The following is a 23,058-nucleotide window of genomic DNA, read 5'->3' on the forward strand; positions in this document are numbered from 1 at the left end:
CCAGGGAACTGAACATGAACATTCACCAGTTGCTTTCGGTCAACCAAAATTCGCCTCAGACGCAGTCTCAAGGCACTTTCGGCCAACAAGACACAGCTAAGGGCGTATTTCATCAAACGCTGTTGCAAGCGTCTGGCACTCAGCGATTATCAGCGTCTGCTTTCAGTGAAGCTGCTGCTTCTCATACGCCGCGATCGAAAGCTCAGCTAAATGAACTCAGCTCTCTTTTGTCGAATGCATCAGCTGACGATGTAGAAAATTTGCACGAAGTCCTGCAAACCCTGGGACTGGATGTCAGTGAGCGCGATTTGTCTGAATTATTGGCTCAGTTGCAACAGCCAAGCTCAGAGGTCAGCCTAGAAACGCTAGGTCTAGATGCTGGAGAAGCATCGACTCCCCTTGACGAAATTGCCGGCCGTCTCGCGCTAATGGCATCTTTTACGGAAAACAGGCCTGAGTTGGCTTCACCCGCTGCCCCAGCCACGCTGGAAGCAATCGCTGAACAGTTAAATATTAGTCAATCGGAAGCGGCACAGCTGGTCGATTCCAAGGGACTCAAGACAATTGCCCAGTATCTAAGTATGGATAAAAGTGGGCCTGGGCAGTCTATCGACCCAGCCGCGCTGGAAGCCATTGCCGATCAGTTAAATATTAATCAAACGGATGCTGCGCAGCCTATCGTCCCAGCAGAGCTGAAGGTCGTCGCTGAGCAGTTAAATATTAGTCAAACGGAAGCAGCACAGCTTGCCTCCGCGCTAAATGCGCTGGCTGGTCAGCTACAAAGTGCCTCCCCCCAATCAGCAGAGTCGGCTCAGTTAACCAATGTCCGCTCGCCTGTTGCCGAGCTCCAGGCAGCCCTAAGGCCACAACCTGATACTTTCTTTGCTCAAATGAACACTGGTAATGCAGCTCAGCAGATTAACTCCCCCACTGCAGCCACCCAGATCAGCAGCGAAGCCCTAATGTCCGCTCTATTGACAGGAGACGGGGCTTCGAAAGCAAGCCCAAGCAGTGAGCACTTACTTACTGGATTATCGTTAAATACCGGCAGCAGTCCGTTAGCTACATCGCAATCTACCCAAGGCTTTTCGCCCAATGTCACACCGACAGCGGCCACTTTAGCGACACCTGTCAACAGCCCCGCCTGGCCACAACAGTTGAGCCAGCAGTTAGTACAGATTTCACAGCGTGGTGGCGAACAGCACGTTCAGATGCAATTAAACCCTGCAGAATTAGGGCCGCTGTCTATCTCCCTGAAGTTTGGTGAACAGGGGGCGCAAGCGCACTTTTTGTCCGCCCATGCCCAGGTACGCCAAGTGCTCGAACAAGCGATTCCCCAGCTGAGGGAAGCGCTGGCTGAGCAAGGCATTTCGCTAGGCGAGACATCGGTTGGCGAACAGCGTGACCCCAACGAGCAGGCTTTTGCTCAATCAGGCGGCAAACAGGGTGCCGAGGCTGGGAGCGGCAACGGCGATATAGGCTTGGATGAATCACTTACCCAAAGCACCGAGCGCAGCCCGCTAAGACTGGATGGGCGGGTCGATCTATACGCCTAAGCATTGACAGAGTGCATGACCATTCTAGAACTACATCGATTAATACGCTCATAAATACGTACGTGAAATAGCTAAACCAAAAGATAGGCTTGCCAAATAAGCCTGTTCATTTCATCACCAGCATGCGCTTTAGGCATAATACATTGCTAGTGATACGCATGGAGTTCACAGGAATCGCAAATGGCAGAAAAAAGCGGCGGGTCAAAAAAACTGCTCTGGATAATGATCATCCTGGTCTTGCTGTCGTCAGCAGGCGCAGCGGCAGCTATTTATATGGTAATGGATCAGCGTGATGACGGTTCAGAAGACGCTGAGATGCAGCAAGCGATGGAGCGCGAGCCGCCTATTTTTATGCGTATTGAACCCTTTACCGTCAATCTTGCCGATGACAGTTATGGTTCACGCTTGCTCTATACAGGCGTGACTCTTCGTGTGGGTGATGAAGAGAGTAAAACCATTCTAGAAGAGCATATGCCTCAAGTGCGCAGCCGTTTGCTGATGCTGCTATCCGGCAAGCAGGCTGATGAACTTACTTCCTCGGAAGGTAAGCAGCAGCTTGCACAAGCGATTGTTGATCGACTCAACGTCCCGCTGACGGAGAATCAGCCGCCACTTGATTTGCGTGAAGTTTTATTCACCGAATTTATTGTGCAATAACCTCGGGAACTGGAGCCGTTCATGTCACAGGACGATCTACTGTCCCAGGAAGAAATAGATGCCCTGCTAAAGGGCGTTAGTGGAGACGATGAGCCATCGGCTTCATCTTCCCATGAGTCAGATGAAGCCCGGGTTCGCCCTTACGATCCGTCGACCCAGCATCGCGTTATTCGTGAGCGTTTGCATGCGCTTGATTTTATCAACGAGCGCTTTGCTCGCTACTTTCGTACTGGCCTGTTTAACCTACTGCGGCGTAGCGCGGACATTACCGTCGAGTCAGTTCGCTATCAAAGCTTTAGCGAGTTCTCACGTAATGTTCCCGTGCCTACCAACCTGAACATTGTGTCGATGAAGCCACTGCGGGGTTCAGCACTCGTCGTATTCCCCCCCAATCTCGTTTTTATGGTGGTGGATAACCTTTTCGGTGGTGACGGTCGTTTTGTCACTAAATCGGACGGCCGGGAGTTCACTAATACTGAACAGCGTATTATCCAGCGCCTGCTCAATCTCGCTATTGAGGCATACCAAGAGGCCTGGAAAGTCGTTTATCCGCTGGATGTCAGTTTTTTACGCTCAGAAGTGCAATCAAAGTTTGCCAACATTACCAACTCACCCAATGAAATTGTGGTGAACACCAAGTTCAACATTGAAGTGGGCAACCTATCTAGCAATTTTCAGATATGCATGCCGTACGCCATGATTGAGCCGCTACGCGACTTACTAGCTAACCCAATTAATGACAGCAATCACGACCAAGACGGCAGTTGGTCACGCCGAATGGCAAGTGAGCTGCGTCAGTCGGAAGTGGAGCTAGTCGCTGAATTTGCTCAGATACCCAGCCGTATCGCCCATGTGATGGGATTGAAAAAAGGCGACGTGCTGCCGTTAGACATTCCAAGTTCAATCACCGCAAGCGTTGACGGGGTGCCCGTCATGGAGTGCGAGTACGGAAGTCAACGTCAACAGCATGCACTGCGTGTGTTACATATGATTGACCATGCCGCTATGAATAATGCATCGTCCAAGGACTTCATTAAAGGGTCTACGCGACAGAAAGCCAAGGAATCCAAAGCATGACTGATCCCAATAAGCCTGATCAGAACGTCTCTGACGACGATTGGGCGGATGCCATGTCCGAGCAAGAAGAACCTACCTCCAGCGCCGATGCTGCCAGCGAAGAGGAAGATCCTTGGGCAGCCGCAATGGCGGAACAAGAAGCTGCTGAAGAGAGCGAAGAAGAGACAGCCGCTGCCCCAGAAGAGCCCAAAGCACCTGCAGCGAAAGCGGCAAGTGAGGATATCTTCCGTCCGTTGAGCCCAGACAGCGGCTCTTCCCAGGCGCGTGAGCTTGAGATGATCATGGATATCCCGGTGAAGCTCACCGTGGAACTCGGCCGTACAAAGCTAACTATTAAGCAGTTACTGGAGTTGGCACAAGGGTCTGTTATTGAGCTCGAAGGACTCGCCGGAGAGCCGATGGATATCTTGATTAACGGCTACTTGATTGCTCAAGGCGAAGTTGTTGTGATCGAAGATAAGTACGGCATTCGGATTACTGAAATCATCACGCCTTCTGAACGTATTCATAAATTGAACCGATGAGCGTTGCAACCTCTTCGGCGCAGAATGGTTCGCTCGATGCACTAGGTAACGGTGGCGAGGCATTGGTAGGGATGGCCGTTTTGGGCAAGACTGCCGCGGCTTTAGCTCTCGTTATTGCGATCATTTTAATCTGTACAGCGCTTTTAAAGCGCTGGAGCAACCATACCACTCGCCATGGCGCCCACCTGCGCATTGTGGGCAGTACGGCTGTGGGAAATCGTGAGCGTATCGTGATTGTTGAAGTAGAAGATACCTGGTTGGTTGTTGGAGTGGGAGGTGGCCGAATTACTAAACTCCACGAGCGCCCGGCCCCTGAAGAGCGCCCGCCAACCGCATCAGCTCCGCCTTCCTCACGCTTTGCGCGTCGTTTATCCAAAGCGCTAGCCGCAGGCCGTCGCGACTCGTCTGCGCCCACCGATCCACATCAGACGCCATGAGGTACCGGATGCACCTTTTTTGGCCCTGTGTTTTGAAGAACCTTTTTTTGAAGAGCCATGTTTTGAATAGCAAAACGGCTAAACCGTTCATGATGTGGCTTGTGTTTGCTGTCGCGTGTTTTATAGCCAGCCCTGTGCATGCACAACAGATTCCCGGCATTATTTCTCAGCCGCTTGATGACGGGGGCCAGCAGTGGTCATTGTCGCTGCAAACCCTGCTTTTCCTAAGTTCTCTAGCGTTTTTGCCCTCCATGCTGCTGATGATGACGAGCTTCACTCGTATCATCATTGTGCTTAGCCTATTGCGGACAGCGATGGGCACCCAGGCAACGCCGCCCAACCAAGTGCTGTTAGGGATAGCGCTGTTTTTAACTTTTTTTATCATGTCACCCGTATTGGCCCAGGTATATGACAACGCCTGGGTGCCGCTGACTAATGAGACGATAAATTTTGAAGAGTTTTTACTGCTGGCTCAGGATCCATTTCGGGAATTTATGCTCGCTCAAACCCGAGAGCCGGATCTGGCACTGTTTGTTCGCCTAGCCGATGTGGGCCCCATGCAAGGCCCGGAAGAACTGCCAATGCGTGTCTTGCTGCCCGCCTTTGTCACCAGTGAACTAAAAACGGCCTTTCAAATCGGCTTTACCATTTTCATTCCGTTTTTGATCATTGACCTCGTGGTGGCCAGCACATTGATGGCATTGGGGATGATGATGGTTCCGCCCATCACTATCTCATTACCTTTTAAACTGATGCTGTTCATTTTAGTGGATGGTTGGCAGCTTATTATTGGCTCAATGGCAGAAAGCTTTTACATGATATAACGCTTTATACCGCACATTGTTTATACAGCCCACAGGAACCCAGCTATGACACCCGAGATGGTGATGAGCATTGCTTATCAAGGAATGCGAGTAACGCTTCTGCTTGCTGGCCCCATGCTTTTGGCGGCGCTATTCACCGGCCTTATCATCAGCTTGTTCCAAGCCGCGACTCAGATAAATGAAATGACACTAACCTTTATTCCTAAAATTCTGGCTGTGTTCGCGGTGCTGGTATTAGCAGGCCCATGGCTGATTGGCTTAATTACCGATTTTACTCACCGCCTATTTACTAATATCCCCAGCATGGTGATGTAGCGCTATGGTGGAAGTCACTTTCGCACAGCTGCAAGGGTGGCTAGTGGCTTTTTTATGGCCGTTTGCGCGCATTACAGCTTTCATGGCAGCGTCGCCTCTATGGGGCCACTCCAGCGTTCCCAACCAAGCCAAAGTGGGCCTGGCCGCCCTAATTGCCATTGTCATCGCGCCGATTTTACCAGCCATGCCGGATATAGCTGTAATGTCCTGGGCAGGCATGGGGATTATGATAGAACAGATTCTGATCGGCTTGGCGATGGGGCTCGTCATGCATATCATGTTTGCGGTTGTTCAAGCGGCAGGGGATTTTATTGGTCTGCAAATGGGCTTGGCGTTTGCGAGCTTTTTTGATGCCTCGAGTGGTACCAATATTATGGTGCTCTCGCGCATTCTCTACATGATCACTCTGCTCATGTTTTTGGCCATGAATGGTCATCTGATGGTGCTTGAAACCTTGATTATGAGCTTCCAAACGTTGCCCATTGGCATTGGGACATTCAACCCAGATGCGTTTATTTTGTTATCTCGTTATGCGGGCACGATTTTTGCGTCAGGAATGTTATTGGCGCTACCGCTGGTGGGCTCCCTGCTGACCATCAACCTGGCACTGGGCATACTGAACCGTTCTGCCCCCCAGCTCACCGTCTTCAATATCGGCTTTCCTACCTCTCTTATCGTGGGGCTAATATTAATGATGGTGCTCATGACCGACATTAACCGCTTTCTACAGCGGTTGTTTACGCAAGGCCTAGGGTTTATGCAGACGTTAATCGAAACGATGGCGCCCTTAAACTAAAAGTCCCCTGTTTTCATGACGTTTTAGCCATAAAAACAAGGGAATAAGCAGAACTCTACAACACGTAAGTGATAAAATGTCGTATATAATTGAACTACTACATATAGTTAAACAGCGATAAGCCTTTAATATCTACAAACGCTTTTTGTGCTGCCTGCATACCTACTTGGCGCAAGCTATACTCAGAAATTGCTTCGGTATAATCCAAATCGACTAAATCCGATAGCGTTTGTTCGTAGTTCAGCATTCGATTACTGCTTACCGAATCGATAACATCAAGCTCATTTAAACGGGCCCCTGCGGAAGCGCGCGCAGTCAGAACATTATCCAAACTGTTGTCCAGATCGCGCATAGCAGTATTCAAAGTATTGCGCTGATCGGCTTTTTTGGTGGCATTATCAGCAGGGTTTTCTAATACGCGAATGGCTTCTTCCATAGTGCGAAACAGGTCGGCGCCACGAACATCCCCCCCTGATTTAGCAACCAGTATTTCATCATTAGGCGCAGGAGTACCTTCAAGGCTAATCGATAAGCCACCGAACTCTAATGAGAGAGAACCCTCTTCGCTAATATCATCTGTCCAGTTGCCAGAGCTTAATGCTGCCCCATCCGTGTCGTTGTCCACCCAAGTATCCGTTTCATTGTCAAATCGTTGAACCTGATATGTTGGATCAGCAGCAGTTCCATCAAAACTGACACGGTAATCACTACCGTAATCAGCGTCATTGACGTCAAGAGTTTGGGGCCCGCGAAATGTCACATTACCTTGATTCAGAGTGCCATCTTCTTTCTTTGCTTCTGCTACATATCCAGCACCGCTGGGTACACTTTGGAAGATAGTCACGCCATTATCAGCTACCGGTATCAAGCGCGTAGAATCTACACGCTGTTCGCGTGTATTCGTATCGCCTCTATATTCCACACTACCGTCAGCAGACTTCACAAAGGGTGGAGTATTATCTTTATAACCACCAAACAAATAACGACCGTTACCATCGGTAGAATTCGCTTGGCCTATCAGTGTCTCATAAACGCCTTTAAGCTCGCTGGCGATGGACTCGCGGTTTTCGCTAGTTAGCGTGTCGCTAGACGCCTGAATCAACAATCCTTTGGCACTTGTTATTGCATCACTAACGCTATTGATAATGCTTTCAGTCTGCGACAGGGAATTACGGGCAGATACACGAGAATCTGAAAATTGTTCAGTAACTGCCTTTGCCTGATCAACGCCAATCGCCCGCGAGGCGGCCTGTGGGTCGTCGGACGGGTTAACCACACGTCGGCCGCTGGCAATCTGCTGACTGACCCTCATCAGGTCACTTTGTTGGCGGTTCATGGACGCCGTGCTTTGCTCAAACATGGTTACGGTACTAATACGCATCACTTAAGCTCCCGAATTAACCGCGCAGGTTCAAGATGGTGTCCATCAGCGTACCTGCGGTGTCAATCACACGCGCATTGGCCTGATAGTACTGTTGGTAACGGATCAAGTTAGCAGCTTCTTCGTCTAGATTAACTCCAGACTCTGATTGCTGTACGGCACGCAATTGATCGGTAAGGCCTTGACGAGCATCCAAATTAACTTCTGTAATGTTGGTTCGGTTACCAACATCACTGACTATGGATGCATATGCACCGGTGACCGTTGCGCTAGCACCGACAATAGATTGGGACTGCAGGTTTTGCAGCGCTAAAGCATTACGGTTATCGCCACTGGCAAAAATAGTCTGGCTAACGGTTAATGATGATGTTTCACCTGCATCAGGAAGGGCGTCAACCGTAAAGCTGATACCATCAACTTCAATCTCATCGCCCGCTTCCAACTCAACGTCAGATAAGTCTGATGCATCAACATTGGTACCGTTAACCATTATATTCACTGCCGGAGTCAGCGTCAGGCTACCGTCCGAATCTACCTCAAATTGATATTTTCTGTTATCCGCAAAAGCGTCTGAAGATATACCCAAATCGCTAACGTTTAAATCACCCTCACGTTCAAACGAGTTACCCGTGTTATTTCCTACATTAATAAAACCTGCGTCACCTGCAGCAATCTTGTCTACGTCAGCGATATTAGTATCCATACCATTGGCGGCGCGCCGTACCGGCTGAATTTCAAAGCGATCACCATCTTGCGGCACACCGCTGAACTCAATGCTGACACCACCAAAATTTAATTCGCCATCGTCATCCCAGGCGTCTTGATCAAAATCTACAACCTGCCCATTGTCTTTACGGGTAACCACGGGCTCACCAGCCTCAAAGCTGACGGTATAGTCAGTTGCCCTCAGGGCATCAACTTGATCGGGGTTAAATTCAGCGCTAGTGATATTGACGGCGGGTAAGCTATTATTCTTATCGGCATACGTTTGCGGGGCGCGCACTGCAAAGAAGTCTTCGCCCTGGTCACCGTTAAGATCTACACCTTGCTTATGCTGTTCATTGAAAGCAGTCGCCAACGACACAGCCAGTTGACCAATTTGGTTCTGCGTCTTATCTAAGGTTTCTGAACGGAAGGACATCAAGCCCCCCAATGCCCCGCCTGTTATCGTCGACTCATCTAACTGAACGACGTTACCACCACCATCCCGATACCCCACCACCGTGCGCTGAGGGTCATAATCCGCTTGAACTGCTTCTAGTTGGAACGAATTGGTTCCTGTCACCAGCGGCTGACCATTGGGCAGGCTAATATTGTAGGTTTTGCCATCCTGAATATTAAGGCGCAAATCCATACGCTCATTAAGCTCTGATACCAATTGATCGCGCTGGTTGAGCAGGCTATTGGGTGCCTCCCCACTCCGAGCGCGAGCCAAAGCAATCTCTTTATTTAAACCAGCGATCTGCTCGGTGGTGTTATTAATCTGGGTAATTTCATCTTTGATCTGGCCATTAATATTACCCTGCATATCTTGCAGGTAGCCATCAAAGGAGCGGAACTGTGAACTCAGCGTATTAGCTTGGCCAAGCACGCCCTGGCGAGCCGCTGGGTCAGAGGGTGAGGCCGCCAGGTCTTCTAGCGATGAGAAAAAATTCTGCATCAGAGGGGCTAAGCCTGCCGCGCGATCAGCCAGCAGGTTATCGATTTGCGTTACCTGACTATAGTAAGTGTTTAAGGCACTTGACTGAGTTTTTGCACTATTTAACTGATCAGCTACGTACGTATTGAACTGGCGCTCGATATCATTGACACGAACCCCGCCACCTACACGCCCCTCACCCAACTGGGCCAACTCTCGGTTATAGCCAGGCGTATAGACATTACTAATATTATTACTGCTTGTATTCAGGGCATTCTGCGCGGCATTGAGGCCGCTTAAGCCGATCGAAAACATGCTCATGGTTCAATTCCTTAGGCCGATACCTATCACTAATGCAATTATCGGCGCTGCACAGAAAAACTTGAGGAAAGGGCTAGCGAGCGTCAGCCAGGAAATTTCCCTCAGCGTTAAGCGGCCCCATGGTATTCATCACTGCGACTAACTTTTCAGCGTAGAGCGGATCAGTCGCATACCCGCCGGCCTGCAGCTCACGCGCGGCCTGCTCAGCGGTGGGTGCTTGAACAACCCCAGCATAGCGAGGGTTATTGCCGATTAGGCTGGCATAATCAGTAAAAGCATGTTCAAACGAGTCATAAACACGGAAGGTGTCAACCACCTGCGTTCGCCGACCATTAATATATTCATGAGTCACAATATCGGTGGTTTCACCCTGCCAATGACTACCGGCTTTGATACCAAACAGGTTATGACTATTGTTGCCATTGCGAGTCGCGATTTCGTGCCGTCCCCAGCCTGTTTCTAGCGCCGCCTGGGCCAAAATGAGTTCAGCAGGAACGCCGGTGGACTCACTGGCCGCTTGGGCGGGTGCCGCTAACGTTTGAATAAATTGATCTACGTGAGCAGAAGCCGTCGTTTGCGCTCGCGGGTTTAACGCAGACTCATCTACCGCATTCCCCTTCTCGACGCCTTGGCGAATGGCCTCTAGCTCGGCTAAGAATCGACCGCTGCCCTGCTCACGCTGGGTTTCAATCGTGTCAGGATTAGCCGCGAATGAACCGTCAAGCACACGCGGGGTGCCACGGGGGATGCCTGCTATCAGTGCTTGTAACTCTTGATCCGCATCTGGCCGCGCTTTAGAGATGGCTCCTTGGCGCTCCAGTTGCTCAACAAGCACATCCGCAAGGCCCATTCCACGCGAAGCCATCACCTGTGACCACTGTTGATCCAGCATTGATTGATAGGTATCCGTCGCACTACTGTTCATTAGTCCTGAACTGGGTGTCGCGTCGCGCATACTCTTCATCATCATCTGAATAAATAGCGCTTCAAACTGCTGGGCTGCGCCACCCACGCCAGCCTCAGGGTCGACGCGTGCAGTGTGTTGGAGCCGCTGAAAACCGTTCATGTCCAGGGCAAACTGGCTGGTCATATCACTCGCGCTCATTAAATGACCTCCAGTTCTGCACGTAGCGATCCCGATGCTTTTAACGCCTCCAGAATCGACATCAAGTCTTGAGGGGTAGCGCCTAACGCATTCAATGCATTGACCACTTCGTTGAGCTGGGCACCCTCTACGATTTGCAGATAAGCCTCTTGCTGCTCAATATCAATATCTGCGTCGGGCACCACAACTGTCTCACCCTCGCCAAACGGATTCGGCTGGCTAACGCCAAACTGAGTATCAATCATGATCGACAGACTGCCGTGAGCTACGGCTGCTTCCCGCAGTGTGACGGCACTGTTCATCACTACCGAACCGGTACGTGAGTTCAGCACAACGCGTGCCGGAGCCTCCGTTGGTGTGACCTGAACGTTTTCAATGCGCGCCATAAAGTTGACCCGCGCATTATCATCAGCAGGACCGTCCAGGGCGATTACTCGGCCATTACGTGCATATGCCACCGACTGGCCAAACTCGTTATTGATCGCCGTTACCATGCGCTGAACGGTGCCAAAATCAGAGTCGTTAAGCTGTAATTCAAGCATGCCACCATTGCCACCTAGGTTAAGCGGCACTTCCTTCTCAACCAGTGCGCCATTGGGAATACGCCCCGATGCCTGCTGATTGATTTGCACACTACTGCCACCCGCTTGGGCGCCAGCGCCGCCCACGAGCATGTTGCCCTGGGCAATAGCATAGGTATCACCATCGGCCCCCTTTAAAGGTGTCATCAACAGCGTGCCGCCGCGCAAGCTACGTGCGTTGGCTATCGACGAAACGACTATATCTAGACGCTGGCCCGGCATTGAGAACGGCGGGAGATCAGCGGTCACCATCACCGCAGCTACGTTGCGCAGTTGCAAGTTTGTGCCTGCAGGCACGGTCACCCCAAGCTGGGACAACATATTAGTCAGGCTTTGGCTGGTAAAGGGCGCCTGGGTCGTTTGGTCGCCGGTACTGTCGAGGCCGACGACCAAGCCATAGCCGACCAGTTGGTTATCTCGAACGCCGGCAAAGCTCGCCAGTTCACGAACGCTTTCCGCCTGAACAGGCATAGCCAGCGCGCACATTAGCGCTAAGGTGGTCAGTTGAATAAGCCCGGCGTTGATGGCTTGCCGACAATTAATCCACACATTTCTTAACCGCATCACGATAACCCGCTGTCCCGCGTTCATTGGTCGACCTGCCATTGAAGGGCCTGCCTGGCGTAGCTCTGTCATTGATGGCTCCCCATAGAGCTAGAACGGCGAGACGTTTAAGAAGAAACGTTGTAGCCAACCCATGTGCTGCGCTTCATTAATATAGCCGTCACCGACGTACTCAATCCGCGCATCCGCTACCTGAGTGGAAGGAACGGTGTTTTGAGCGGTAATCGTACGTGGGTTAACCACGCCGGAAAAACGAATAAACTCAGTACCTTGATTGATGGCAATTTGCTTCTCGCCACGCACACGTAAATTGCCGTTATTCATTACTTCTAACACCGAAACCGTGATAGTACCGGTAAAGGAGTTATTGGCCTGCGACCCACCACTACCGGTAAAGTCGTTTTCACCTGAAATATCAAAGCCATATTCTGCAAGCGTATCAAGGACATCAGGCAACTGTGTTAACTCCAGGCTAGCGCTACCGCTACGCCCTGCATTGGATTGCGAATTTTTGCTCGCACTGACCTCCTCATCCAACACAATGGTCAAGATGTCGCCCATAGCGCGCGGCCGACGATCTTCAAAAAGTGGCTGATAACCTTGCCTAGCCTGGTAAATAGAGCCATTGGGGATGGGTGGCGGGCGATCAACAATGCTGATCTGCTCTTGCTCACCCACCACTGAAGCTCTTGGAACTTGAGCGCAGCCGGCTACAACCAATAAAAAAAGCACCAGTCCTGCTAGCGCAATACGACGTGACATGTGGTGCAACTCCAGCATAACGCAACCTATAAGTAAGCCCGGTGAGTAACAACCGTTATAACTGGCTTAAGCGTGCCAACATTTCATCGCTAGTGGACACCGCTTTGCTATTAATTTCATAGGCTCGCTGGGTCTGAATCATATTGACCATCTCTTCAACGACATTGACGTTAGACGTTTCCACATAGCCTTGGAACAGCCGCCCCGCACCATTCATACCCGGTATATTCTCATTGGGTGCGCCTGAGGCTCCCGTCTCTAGATAGAGGTTGCCACCAATACTTTGTAGACCGGCTGGATTAATAAAGGTACTGACGCTGATTTGCCCCACCTCATTATCAACTGTAACGCCTGGCTGGCGTACGCTCACCGTGCCATCTTCACCAACATTTACCGACAACGCATTGGCCGGTAAGAAAATGGCAGGCTCAACAGGGTAGCCATTGGCAGTGACCATTTGGCCATTCTCATTAAGCTGAAAACTGCCGTCACGTGTATAGGCAGTCGTACCATCTGACATCAACACCTGAAAGAAACCTTCGCCATTGATCGCGAGGTCGCGCGAATTTTCAGTCTGCTCTAGCCCACCTTGGGTATGCAAACGCTCAGTGGCCACGGCACGTACGCCGGTGCCCACCTGCATGCCGGACGGCAACCGATCTTGGATATTATTTTGAGCGCCGGGTTGACGCATATTTTGGTATAGCAGATCTTCAAACACCGGACGTGAGCGTTTGAAACCATTGGTGCTTACGTTAGCTAGGTTGTTCGAAATCACGTCTAACTTGGTTTGCTGAGACTCCAAACCCGTTTTAGCTGTCCATAAGGACTTAATCATAATTATGCTCCCTTGACCGACTGACTCACATCAGCACTGAGTGGCCAACATCAACCTTGAATGGATAGAATCCCGTTGGCGCGCTGAGCGTTTTCGTCAGCGGTGCTCAGCACTTTCATCTGCATATCATAGCGGCGTGCCACATCGATCATTGAGACCATAGCATCGACAGCGCTGACATTACTGCCTTCCAGTGCACCACTCACCAACTTGGCATTTTCATCGGCAGGCAAGGCCCCTGGCTCACCTTCTTCATTAGGAGGCGCACGGAAGAGCCCGTCCTCACCACGCGTTAACGCCCCCTCTTCAGGCGTCACCAGCTTAATTCGGCCTATCTCGACCAGCGCTTCCGGCCCTACACCTTCGGGAATGGCGCTAATCGTCCCGTCGGCACCAATCGATACTTGCGCCCCTTGCGGGATAGCAATGGGGCCACCTTCGCCCATTACCGGTCGCCCAACGCTGAGCAGCACACCGTCACTGTCTATCTGCAGGTCGCCACGCCGTGTATAGGTTTCAGTACCGTCATTCGCTTGCACGGCCATCCATGCATCGTCCTGCATAGCGACATCAAGCGTGCGCCCGGTATACTCGACCGGGCCCTGGGAAAAATCACTGCCAGGCGTGGTGGTCACCGCTGAGGTACGCGTGGCAAGCAGAGCTTCACCCTGAACGGGCACCGCTCGGGCAGCCTGTAGCTGCCCACGAAAACCGGTAGTGCTCACATTCGACAGGTTGTTACTCACCACCGACTGCTGATCCATGGTGTGCTTAGCACCACTCATGGCGGTATAGAGCATTCGATCCACGGTACTTACTCCTTAACTTAGTGACCGATCATTAAAGGTTAATGATGGTCTGCAGGAGCTCGTCCTGGGTACTGATCGTTTGTGAGTTAGCCTGATAAGCGCGCTGCGCAACGATCATATCGACTAGCTCACGAGCCATATCGACATTGGATGTTTCAACTGCACTTGGCTCAATTAAGCCGCGCTGACCGGTACCGGGTGCGCCCACCAGCTCTTGGCCCGAAGCGCCGGTAGCCGTCCACAGGTTATCACCATCAGGCTTTAAGCCTTCAGGATTACGGAAGCTAACCAATGCTATTTGACCCGCAGCACGCGACTCTTCGTTAGAATAATTACGCATGACGGTACCATCATCTTCGATAGTAACGCCTACAAGAGAACCCGCCGTGTAGCCATCTTGTTCAATATTATTAACTGTAGAGTTATTGGCAGATTGTGATGAGCCAGTGAAATCCACGGCAACTTCAAGATTCTCAAGCTGAGTTCCATCGAACTCATCTGCTGTAAACGTAAATGTAGCTTGCTCACCACCTTCAAGCCTACCGCTGGCATCAAAATCAAGCGTCGTAAGCCCTGCAACAGCGTAGGTTCCAGCGCCCTCAGGCCCACCTGACATTCTAAGACTGACATCCCACTGGTTAGTTGCTGCATCAGTTTTAGTAAAATAGTAGGTCAGATTACGCGCATTACCTTGAGAGTCATAAATTGTGGCATTGGTTGAATAGGAGTAATCATCCGAATCTAAGCCTGCCAAAATTTCCGCTTCGGTAGGAGCAACCAATTCACCCTCACCCGAGTCTAAATTCAGCGATACATTTAGCTCAGTGGTAGCGCTTGCAGGTAGGTCGCCAGCCTCAACCGTTAATGGGTTTACATCACCACCCGCCTGAACAACACCGTCGGCGTTGGCTGCATAACCCATGATCTGAGCACCTTGGGCATTCACTAGACGTCCATCAGCAGTCATGGTCAGTTGGCCATTGCGGGAATAACCCACTTCACCGTTGGACTGCTGAAAGCGGAAGAAGCCTTCGCCCGCAATGGCTAGATCCATATTGCGATTAGTGGATTCCACATTACCTTGGCTAAAATTCTGCAGCACCGTAGAGGTACGAACACCAAGTCCAATACGCGACTCAGCATATACATCAGCGAACTGGACGCCAGAACTTTTAAAACCAACCGTCTGCGAGTTGGCAATATTATTACCCACCGCACCTAATTTTTGTTGCTGTGCGCTTAGACCACTGAGTGCTTGTGAAAAACTCATGATGCTCCCCTAATAAAGCTGTGTTTAATCAAATGCTGTGGTTTATGACTGTGTTTAGCCAGCAGTTAAAGAATTTGTTTAACGTCATTTAGATTGATTTGACCGTAAATAGCGCCCAAATCAAGCCGAACACTGCCACTACCGTCATTAGGCGTAACACTGTTGACTACGGCGTACTGCAGAGCTGTGGATTCGATTTTTTCACCTTCAGCGTCGGTCGCCTCTAACTGAACCGAATATCGACCACTGGCAGCCGCCTCTTTCTGCTCATTGAGACCGTCCCACTGGAAAGATTGAACGCCTGCATCTAGCGCTTTGAGGTCAAGAACTCTAATGACCTGCCCCCCCTCTCCCACAATCGTCGCTTTAACATTCGCCGCCGGCTCGGCTAGCTCTATGCCAAAGGGCGTGGTGTAAGAATTCCCGTCGCCATCCTTCTCTACTAAAACATCCTTGCCGGACACCATAACGCCTTTACCAATTAGGCCGCTCGCCTGCAGAGCCTGATTGGCATCCATTTGGCTGGTAATGCCTTCTAGCGTGCTATTCAGCTCTTCAATGCCGCTCACCGTGTTAATTTGCGCTAACTGGGAGGTCATCTCCGCATTTTCCATCGGATTGAGCGGATCCTGATTCTCCAGCTGTGTAATTAGCAACGTCATAAAGCTTTCACGCAGCTCATCAGACTGGCGGGCAGAGAGGCCATTGGCACCACCGCCATTTATTTTGTCTACTAAGCTAGAATCAATAGTACTACTCATCGGTTACCCCTCACCTAGCGACAGCGTCTGCATCAACATCTGCTTGCTGGTATTAAATACTTCAATGTTGGCTTGATAGGAACGCGAGGCAGAAATCATATTGACCATCTCATGCACTGGCTCAACGTTGGGCTTTGCCACATAACCCTCTTCATCTGCCGCCGGGTGGTTGGGCATGTACTCCATCCGCAGAGGTGAGTCATCTTCCACTACCTCGGTGACGCGCACACCGCCAACGCCATAGCGGTTACCTTGTGACTGGGTCTCAAACATCACCTGCTTGGCTCGATAGGTTTCACCATCGGGCCCGGCAACGCTGTCGGCATTGGCCATATTGCTAGCAGTAACATTCATGCGCTGGGATTGGGCACTCATTGCCGACCCGGCAATATCAAACGCAGAGAACATCGACATCGTGGATTAACTCCTCACTAATTTAGACAGAATCATTCGGGCTGCATGGCATTCTTCAGCCCCTGAATACGGCTGTTGAGCATCGTGAGGCCGACTTGATAACGAACAGCGTTATCTGCAAACTGCGTGCGCTCACGATCCATATCGACCGTATTTCCATCCAAACTGGGCTGGTCGGGAATGCGGTAAAGCAAATCGGGGTTGCCCGCTCCACGCCATGCAGGGCCTTCTCCAGCAATATGGCTACCAGAAGTGCGCGCTAAAGTCAGACCGCCTCCGGTATGGCTAGATGCACTCTGAGTACCTTCGACTGCTTTTTTCAGCTCACTAGCAAAGTCAATGTCACGCGCCTTATAGTTAGGCGTATCGGCATTGGCGATATTAGCCGCTAACACCTCGTGACGCGCTTGACGTAACCCTACTGCTTGCTGATGAAAATTAAAGGCAGATTCCAGTTGATCAATCATGCCGACCCTCGCGTTGAGGCAAAAAATAAAATGGATTTTGTTGATGGTGAAGAATACGTCTGGAGCTGTCAGCCTAAAGCATGGAACAGCTGGCGTTTCCACCAGCATTTCGCGTGATACGGCTACTACCTTTTCGCTACACTGAACGATGGATTCTCCTCGTTACGTTCCTTCTTCTTCAGCTCCCAAGTAAGCGGCCTCCCCCATGCTCCGACTGCGCTTTACTAAGCCAAGCACGCTTCGTTTTTGGCAATTAGCCTTCTTCTGGGCAATCCTAAGCGTTACTGCCTTCACCAGGATTCAAGCTGATGACGACAATCTTCTCCAACAAGTGCATCAATTTTTGTACGAAGAGACACAGGCATTAGGCGAGGAAGTGGTCATTGACCTACGACCACCCTCTCCGCATTTGCCAGAGTGCGTTCAGCCAGAACCTTTTTTGGCCAACGCCAATCAAGCACCCTTGGGCCGCGTTTCCGTTGGGGTGCGTTGCGGTGAAGATGGCCGGCAAGTTCGCTATTTGCAGGCGCAGATTGATGTCATTGGTGATTATGTGGTGGCAGCCAGGGATATTGAGCGAGGTACACTGATTACATCAAGCATGCTTAGCGAACGCGGGGGCAATCTCGGCGATCTCTCAGCTCAGGCTTTGACAGCTGAAGAGGATATCGTGGGTAAAATAGCTCAGCGTCCTATTCGTAGTGGTAGTGTCTTTTTAGCGCATTACTTACAAGCGCCTCATTTAGTTGAACGCGGACAGCGCGTTACTGTCATAGCTCAAGGTTCTGCCTTCCGAGTTTCACGCGAAGGCGAAGCATTGGAAGATGGTGCTCTTGGTGAGCAAATTAGAGTTCGTTTTGGCCCACGAGAAATCATGACCGCTCGTGTCGCCGAGCGTGGTCTTTTGGTAGTGGATTTTTAATTCGCAGCCTAAAGTTAGGCCCAATGCTGCCGATATACTGTTATACAAGCTACACTAAGCGCCAAGCGCATCGACGTTGACGATGAGGCAGACAACGTGAAAATTGATAACATTAATTCGCTATTACGCTCAAGCCAGGCCCAGCAGCGTGATGAAACGCAAAAGGCTGATAGCGTATCACCCGTCGCACCGGGCGCCGCAGCTCGCGAATCGACTCAACTGAGCCAATCAAGTATCGATGAATCTCAGGACGTCGACACTGCTAAAGTTGAAGAAATTCGCGATGCTATACGTGAAGGTCGCCTTGAAATGCGCGCCGACCGTATCGCCGAGGGCTTAATTGCCAATCTTAAAGATCTATAAGGGGACGCTGTAAATGAGCCTTGCATCCTTGCTTACCGACCAGCAACAGCGCCTTGAGGCGTTAATTTCGTTGTTGTCCAGCGAGCAAAATTTATTGACGCAAGGTGATATTGACGGTGATGCATTATCGCAAGTTGCACTAGACAAACAGTCTTTATTGGCCGAACTCGAGCGCATTGAGACTGTGCGGCGCAATGTGCAAAAACGTCTTGGTTATGCCGAAGGCGCAAACGGCGCCAGAGCGGCAGCTCATGATGCCGGCTGCCTGGCAGCTTGGGAAAGCTTGCTTGAAAAAAGCGAGCGAGCCGCGCGTATGAATGACCTAACGGGCCAGATGTTGTCCGTACGAATGAAGCATAATCAGGCAATGCTTGATTATATTCGTCAAATCGCTGAAAAAACACTCTATAAGCCTGATGGACGCAACAGCGCCCAACCCGGCAGAATCAACGCTTCCGCCTGATACCTCCCTCGACAAGCCATCAGCATGACGTTTCAATGAAAACCCACTCTCAGCGGCAAATCAAAAGACGATCATGTTCAATTTATTGCCTCATCATTATACAGCGGTGGTTGTAGGCGCCTCGGGGGGAATAGGTGCTGCTATTATTAATCAGCTACTCTCTTCCTCTCAGGTCGGCCATGTTATTGCGGTAAGCCGGCAGCCACCACGAATTGACAACCCCCATCTTACACACCTAATGCTCGATGTTTCTCAAGAGCAGGGCCGGCAGGCGCTTAAAACAGAACTAGCCTCGCAGCCAATCCACTTCTTTTTCAATGCCATCGGCACCCTTCATGATGACGCGCAACGACTCTTGCCCGAGAAGTGCCTCGACCAGCTTAGTGTCGAAAGCCTTGCACAAACAATGAACATCAATGCCTATGTGCCAATTTTATTGCTAGCGGCACTGAAAGACTCTTTCAAAGGGTCACACCCTGCAGTGATTGCCAGCCTTTCGGCTCGCGTTGGCTCAATCGAAGATAATCAGTTAGGAGGCTGGTACAGCTATCGTGCCAGCAAAGCAGCGCATAACATGCTGCTTAAGACAGCATCCATTGAGCTCAAGCGACTGAATAAGCAATCGCTAGTGCTTTGTCTTCATCCTGGCACCACCGACACAGCCCTCTCTAAACCTTTTCAAAACCGAGTACCTAGCGAAAAGCTATTTGCACCCGCATTTGTAGCAGAGAAGCTGCTGGCAGTCATCGCTCAGCGAACGCCCGAAGATAGTGGAACCTTCTGGGCCTGGGATGGCAAATCTATCGACTGGTGAGGTGTTACGCAAAAAAAATCCCCCAAGGCATCAGCCCTGGGGGATTTTTCATAATAAGTGCCTGACGATGACCTACTCTCGCATGGGGAGACCCCACACTACCATCGGCGCTAAGCGGTTTCACTTCTGAGTTCGGCAAGGGATCAGGTGGTTCACGCGTGCTATGGTCGTCAGGCGTAACTGTTAATGTACATCATGCTGACTCTAGCGTTGCTTGCTAATTGTGTGCGTCTCATCGCCTGTCGCCCTGGCGTTATGTCGCTTGGGCCACACGCTGCGTATCCGGTTTTCATTGACGTCATCATCGCGACCAGACCCCTTGGGTGTTATAGGGTCAAGCCTCACGGGCCATTAGTACACGTTAGCTCAACGCCTTGCAGCGCTTCCACACCGTGCCTATCAACCAGCTGGTCTCGCTGGGCCCTTCAGGAGGCTCTAGGCCTCAGGGATGTCTCATCTTGAAGGGGGCTTCCCGCTTAGATGCTTTCAGCGGTTATCCCGTCCGACCATAGCTACCCGGCAATGCCACTGGCGTGACAACCGGAACACCAGAGGGTCGTCCACTCCGGTCCTCTCGTACTAGGAGCAGCCCTTCTCAAACATCCAACGCCCACGGCAGATAGGGACCGAACTGTCTCACGACGTTCTAAACCCAGCTCGCGTACCACTTTAAATGGCGAACAGCCATACCCTTGGGACCGACTTCAGCCCCAGGATGTGATGAGCCGACATCGAGGTGCCAAACACCGCCGTCGATGTGAACTCTTGGGCGGTATCAGCCTGTTATCCCCGGAGTACCTTTTATCCGTTGAGCGATGGCCCTTCCATACAGAACCACCGGATCACTAGAACCTGCTTTCGCACCTGCTCGACGTGTCTGTCTCGCAGTCAAGCACCCTTATGCTCTTGCACTCATTGCACGATGTCCGACCGTGCTGAGGGTACCTTCGTGCTCCTCCGTTACTCTTTAGGAGGAGACCGCCCCAGTCAAACTACCCACCACACACTGTCCTCGATCCGGATAACGGACCTGAGTGAGAACGCCAATGATGCCAGGCTGGTATTTCAAGGTTGGCTCCCTCCGAACTGGCGTCCAGAGTTCTAAGCCTCCCAGCTATCCTACACAGGCAACATCAGCGTCCAGTGTGAAGCTATAGTAAAGGTTCACGGGGTCTTTCCGTCTAGCCGCGGGTACACCGCATCTTCACGGCGATTTCAATTTCACTGAGTCTCGGGTGGAGACAGCGTGGCCATCATTACGCCATTCGTGCAGGTCGGAACTTACCCGACAAGGAATTTCGCTACCTTAGGACCGTTATAGTTACGGCCGCCGTTTACCGGGGCTTCAATCAAGAGCTTCGCCTTGCGGCTAACACCATCATTTAACCTTCCGGCACCGGGCAGGCGTCACACCCTATACGTCCGCTTGCGCGTTAGCAGAGTGCTGTGTTTTTAATAAACAGTTGCAGCCACCTGGTATCTTCGACCGGTTCGGGCTAGGAGAGCAAGTCTCTTCACCCTACGCCGGCGTGCCTTCTCCCGAAGTTACGGCACCATTTTGCCTAGTTCCTTCACCCGAGTTCTCTCAAGCGCCTTGGGATTCTCACCCTGACCACCTGTGTCGGTTTGGGGTACGGTCGCACATGATCTGAAGCTTAGAGGCTTTTCCTGGAAGCGTGGCATCAGTGACTTCCTGACCGTGGTCAGTTCGTCTCGTGTCTCGGCTTTAAGACCCCGGATTTACCTAAGGTCTCGGCCTACTCACTTTCACCAGGACTACCAACGCCTGGCTCACCTAGCCTTCTTCGTCCCCCCATCGCAACCATGTCCGGTACGGGAATATTGACCCGTTTCCCATCGACTACGCCTTTCGGCCTCGCCTTAGGGGCCGACTCACTCTGCTCCGATTAGCGTCGAACAGAAACCCTTGGTCTTCCGGCGAGGGAGTTTTTCACTCCCTTTATCGTTACTCATGTCAGCATTCGCACTCGTGATACCTCCAGCGAACTTCTCAATTCACCTTCATTGGCTTACACGACGCTCCTCTACCGCGAATTCCTATCGAAATAGAAACTCACCCGTAGCTTCGGTACCTGGTTTAGCCCCGTTACATCTTCCGCGCAGGCCGACTCGACTAGTGAGCTATTACGCTTTCTTTAAAGGATGGCTGCTTCTAAGCCAACCTCCTAGCTGTCTGAGCCTTCCCACATCGTTTCCCACTTAACCAGGATTTCGGGACCTTAGCTGACGGTCTGGGTTGTTTCCCTTTTCACGACGGACGTTAGCACCCGCCGTGTGTCTCCCACGCTCTACTCACCGGTATTCGGAGTTTGCCTCGGGTTGGTAAGTCGGGATGACCCCCTAGCCGAAACAGTGCTCTACCCCCGGCGGTACTACGTGAGGCGCTACCTAAATAGCTTTCGAGGAGAACCAGCTATCTCCGAGCTTGATTAGCCTTTCACTCCGATCCACAAGTCATCCAAATCTTTTTCAACAGATCCTGGTTCGGGCCTCCAATTGATGTTACTCAATCTTCACCCTGCTCATGGATAGATCGCTCGGTTTCGGGTCTATATCCAGCGACTGTGTCGCCCAGTTAAGACTCGGTTTCCCTACGGCTCCCCTATACGGTTAACCTCGCCACTGAATATAAGTCGCTGACCCATTATACAAAAGGTACGCAGTCACAGAACAAGTCTGCTCCTACTGCTTGTACGCACACGGTTTCAGGATCTATTTCACTCCCCTCTCCGGGGTTCTTTTCGCCTTTCCCTCACGGTACTGGTTCACTATCGGTCAGCCAGGAGTATTTAGCCTTGGAGGATGGTCCCCCCGTCTTCAGTCAAGGTTTCTCGTGCCCCGACCTACTCGATTTCACATGATCAGATTTTCGACTACGGGGCTATCACCCGCTACGGCCACGCTTCCCAGCGTGTTCGCCTAATCAGTCTCATGCTTAAGGGCTGGTCCCCGTTCGCTCGCCGCTACTAGGGGAATCTCGGTTGATTTCTTTTCCTCAGGGTACTTAGATGTTTCAGTTCCCCTGGTTCGCCTCGTACACCTATGTATTCAGTGCACGATACTCATCTTGTGATGAGTGGGTTTCCCCATTCAGAAATGCCCGGGTCACAGGTTGTTGCCACCTCACCGAGCCTTATCGCAGGCTACCACGTCTTTCATCGCCTCTGGCTGCCTAGGCATCCACCGTGTGCGCTTCATTGCTTGACCCTATAACCCGAAGGAGTCTGGATGTCGCAATGATCACGTTTCATTTTGCCGGATACGCTGACGCGTATCACAATTTAAGACCACTTCTTACGAAGCGTTCTTGTCAGCATGATATACATTGTTAAAGAGCAGCTGTTCAATGAACAGTGATAAGGCGGCGTGCGATAACT

At 51.3% G+C, this 23,058-nt stretch carries 23 protein-coding genes and 2 rRNA genes; 12 read left to right on the top strand and 13 right to left on the bottom strand.

Annotated features, from left to right (window positions below; translation table 11 throughout):
- The first annotated feature begins 14 nt into the window (after positions 1-14).
- The 8 genes from HZS52_RS03875 to fliR all read left to right on the top strand — a co-directional run bounded on the left by HZS52_RS03875 (position 15) and on the right by fliR (position 6,186).
- The gene (locus tag HZS52_RS03875) at positions 15-1,556 is read left to right on the top strand and encodes a flagellar hook-length control protein FliK (RefSeq protein ID WP_190374172.1); all 1,542 of its coding nucleotides are present in this window, start codon (positions 15-17) and stop codon (positions 1,554-1,556) included.
- A gap of 180 nt (positions 1,557-1,736) precedes the next feature.
- Entirely contained in the window at positions 1,737-2,213 is a 477-nt protein-coding gene (gene fliL, locus HZS52_RS03880) for a flagellar basal body-associated protein FliL (protein WP_141440176.1), read from the top strand.
- A 21-nt stretch (positions 2,214-2,234) separates the two neighbouring features.
- Complete coding sequence (gene fliM / locus HZS52_RS03885; RefSeq protein WP_190374173.1) at positions 2,235-3,290, top strand: flagellar motor switch protein FliM; 1,056 nt, start codon at positions 2,235-2,237, stop codon at positions 3,288-3,290.
- The gene (fliN, locus tag HZS52_RS03890; protein ID WP_027958747.1) at positions 3,287-3,814 is read left to right on the top strand and encodes a flagellar motor switch protein FliN; all 528 of its coding nucleotides are present in this window, start codon (positions 3,287-3,289) and stop codon (positions 3,812-3,814) included. Before fliM ends, fliN begins: the two co-directional genes overlap by 4 nt.
- Positions 3,811-4,251 (top strand): flagellar biosynthetic protein FliO, encoded by a 441-nt coding sequence (gene fliO / locus HZS52_RS03895; RefSeq protein WP_027958746.1) that lies wholly within the window; start codon positions 3,811-3,813, stop codon positions 4,249-4,251. Before fliN ends, fliO begins: the two co-directional genes overlap by 4 nt.
- A gap of 89 nt (positions 4,252-4,340) precedes the next feature.
- Entirely contained in the window at positions 4,341-5,075 is a 735-nt protein-coding gene (gene fliP, locus HZS52_RS03900; protein WP_051052194.1) for a flagellar type III secretion system pore protein FliP, read from the top strand.
- Between the two features lie 45 nt (positions 5,076-5,120).
- Entirely contained in the window at positions 5,121-5,390 is a 270-nt protein-coding gene (gene fliQ, locus HZS52_RS03905) for a flagellar biosynthesis protein FliQ (protein ID WP_027958744.1), read from the top strand.
- A gap of 4 nt (positions 5,391-5,394) precedes the next feature.
- The gene (fliR, locus tag HZS52_RS03910) at positions 5,395-6,186 is read left to right on the top strand and encodes a flagellar biosynthetic protein FliR (RefSeq protein WP_190374174.1); all 792 of its coding nucleotides are present in this window, start codon (positions 5,395-5,397) and stop codon (positions 6,184-6,186) included.
- Between the two features lie 97 nt (positions 6,187-6,283).
- Here fliR and flgL read toward each other — a convergent pair whose 3' ends face one another.
- From flgL to flgB, 11 genes are all read right to left on the bottom strand, one after another.
- Positions 6,284-7,567 carry a flagellar hook-associated protein FlgL gene (gene flgL, locus HZS52_RS03915; protein WP_190374175.1) on the bottom strand — a complete coding sequence of 428 codons (1,284 nt, stop codon included), beginning with the start codon at positions 7,565-7,567 and terminating at the stop codon, positions 6,284-6,286.
- A 16-nt stretch (positions 7,568-7,583) separates the two neighbouring features.
- Positions 7,584-9,527 (bottom strand): flagellar hook-associated protein FlgK, encoded by a 1,944-nt coding sequence (gene flgK, locus HZS52_RS03920; RefSeq protein WP_190374176.1) that lies wholly within the window; start codon positions 9,525-9,527, stop codon positions 7,584-7,586.
- Between the two features lie 73 nt (positions 9,528-9,600).
- Positions 9,601-10,632: a flagellar assembly peptidoglycan hydrolase FlgJ gene (gene flgJ, locus HZS52_RS03925; protein ID WP_190374177.1), complete on the bottom strand. Its 1,032-nt coding sequence runs from the start codon at positions 10,630-10,632 to the stop codon at positions 9,601-9,603.
- On the bottom strand, positions 10,632-11,699 hold the full coding sequence (locus HZS52_RS03930; RefSeq protein ID WP_263365988.1) for a flagellar basal body P-ring protein FlgI: 1,068 nt from the start codon (positions 11,697-11,699) through the stop codon (positions 10,632-10,634). The genes flgJ and HZS52_RS03930 overlap by 1 nt, the downstream gene beginning before the upstream one ends.
- 168 nt (positions 11,700-11,867) lie before the next feature.
- Positions 11,868-12,557 (bottom strand): flagellar basal body L-ring protein FlgH, encoded by a 690-nt coding sequence (locus tag HZS52_RS03935; protein WP_159175889.1) that lies wholly within the window; start codon positions 12,555-12,557, stop codon positions 11,868-11,870.
- A 37-nt stretch (positions 12,558-12,594) separates the two neighbouring features.
- Positions 12,595-13,377, bottom strand: a complete 783-nt coding sequence (flgG, locus tag HZS52_RS03940; protein WP_159175888.1) for a flagellar basal-body rod protein FlgG — start codon at positions 13,375-13,377, stop codon at positions 12,595-12,597.
- A gap of 50 nt (positions 13,378-13,427) precedes the next feature.
- Positions 13,428-14,186 carry a flagellar basal-body rod protein FlgF gene (flgF, locus tag HZS52_RS03945; RefSeq protein ID WP_190374178.1) on the bottom strand — a complete coding sequence of 253 codons (759 nt, stop codon included), beginning with the start codon at positions 14,184-14,186 and terminating at the stop codon, positions 13,428-13,430.
- Positions 14,187-14,217: 31 nt separating this feature from the next.
- The gene (gene flgE, locus HZS52_RS03950) at positions 14,218-15,456 is read right to left on the bottom strand and encodes a flagellar hook protein FlgE (protein ID WP_190374179.1); all 1,239 of its coding nucleotides are present in this window, start codon (positions 15,454-15,456) and stop codon (positions 14,218-14,220) included.
- A 65-nt stretch (positions 15,457-15,521) separates the two neighbouring features.
- Positions 15,522-16,217, bottom strand: a complete 696-nt coding sequence (locus HZS52_RS03955; protein WP_190374180.1) for a flagellar hook assembly protein FlgD — start codon at positions 16,215-16,217, stop codon at positions 15,522-15,524.
- A 3-nt stretch (positions 16,218-16,220) separates the two neighbouring features.
- Positions 16,221-16,631 carry a flagellar basal body rod protein FlgC gene (flgC, locus tag HZS52_RS03960; protein ID WP_159175884.1) on the bottom strand — a complete coding sequence of 137 codons (411 nt, stop codon included), beginning with the start codon at positions 16,629-16,631 and terminating at the stop codon, positions 16,221-16,223.
- Positions 16,632-16,663: 32 nt separating this feature from the next.
- Complete coding sequence (flgB, locus tag HZS52_RS03965; RefSeq protein ID WP_027958738.1) at positions 16,664-17,098, bottom strand: flagellar basal body rod protein FlgB; 435 nt, start codon at positions 17,096-17,098, stop codon at positions 16,664-16,666.
- Positions 17,099-17,303: 205 nt separating this feature from the next.
- On the opposite strand from flgB, the gene flgA reads away from it, so the two are divergent.
- From flgA to HZS52_RS03985, 4 genes are all read left to right on the top strand, one after another.
- The gene (gene flgA / locus HZS52_RS03970) at positions 17,304-18,020 is read left to right on the top strand and encodes a flagellar basal body P-ring formation chaperone FlgA (RefSeq protein WP_190374181.1); all 717 of its coding nucleotides are present in this window, start codon (positions 17,304-17,306) and stop codon (positions 18,018-18,020) included.
- 96 nt (positions 18,021-18,116) lie between these two features.
- Complete coding sequence (gene flgM, locus HZS52_RS03975) at positions 18,117-18,383, top strand: flagellar biosynthesis anti-sigma factor FlgM (protein ID WP_190374182.1); 267 nt, start codon at positions 18,117-18,119, stop codon at positions 18,381-18,383.
- A 13-nt stretch (positions 18,384-18,396) separates the two neighbouring features.
- A complete protein-coding gene (locus HZS52_RS03980; RefSeq protein ID WP_190374183.1) occupies positions 18,397-18,846 on the top strand; it encodes a flagella synthesis protein FlgN in 450 nt (149 codons plus the stop codon).
- Between the two features lie 73 nt (positions 18,847-18,919).
- Positions 18,920-19,660: an SDR family NAD(P)-dependent oxidoreductase gene (locus HZS52_RS03985; protein ID WP_190374184.1), complete on the top strand. Its 741-nt coding sequence runs from the start codon at positions 18,920-18,922 to the stop codon at positions 19,658-19,660.
- 59 nt (positions 19,661-19,719) lie between these two features.
- On the opposite strand, the gene rrf is transcribed toward HZS52_RS03985, so the two are convergent.
- Positions 19,720-19,835, bottom strand: a 5S ribosomal RNA gene (gene rrf, locus HZS52_RS03990).
- Between the two features lie 155 nt (positions 19,836-19,990).
- A 23S ribosomal RNA gene (locus HZS52_RS03995) occupies positions 19,991-22,888 on the bottom strand.
- Positions 22,889-23,058: the final 170 nt, after the last annotated feature.

Origin of the sequence: Vreelandella titanicae (genome assembly GCF_014697095.1) — a bacterium.
Lineage (GTDB): Bacteria > Pseudomonadota > Gammaproteobacteria > Pseudomonadales > Halomonadaceae > Vreelandella > Vreelandella titanicae.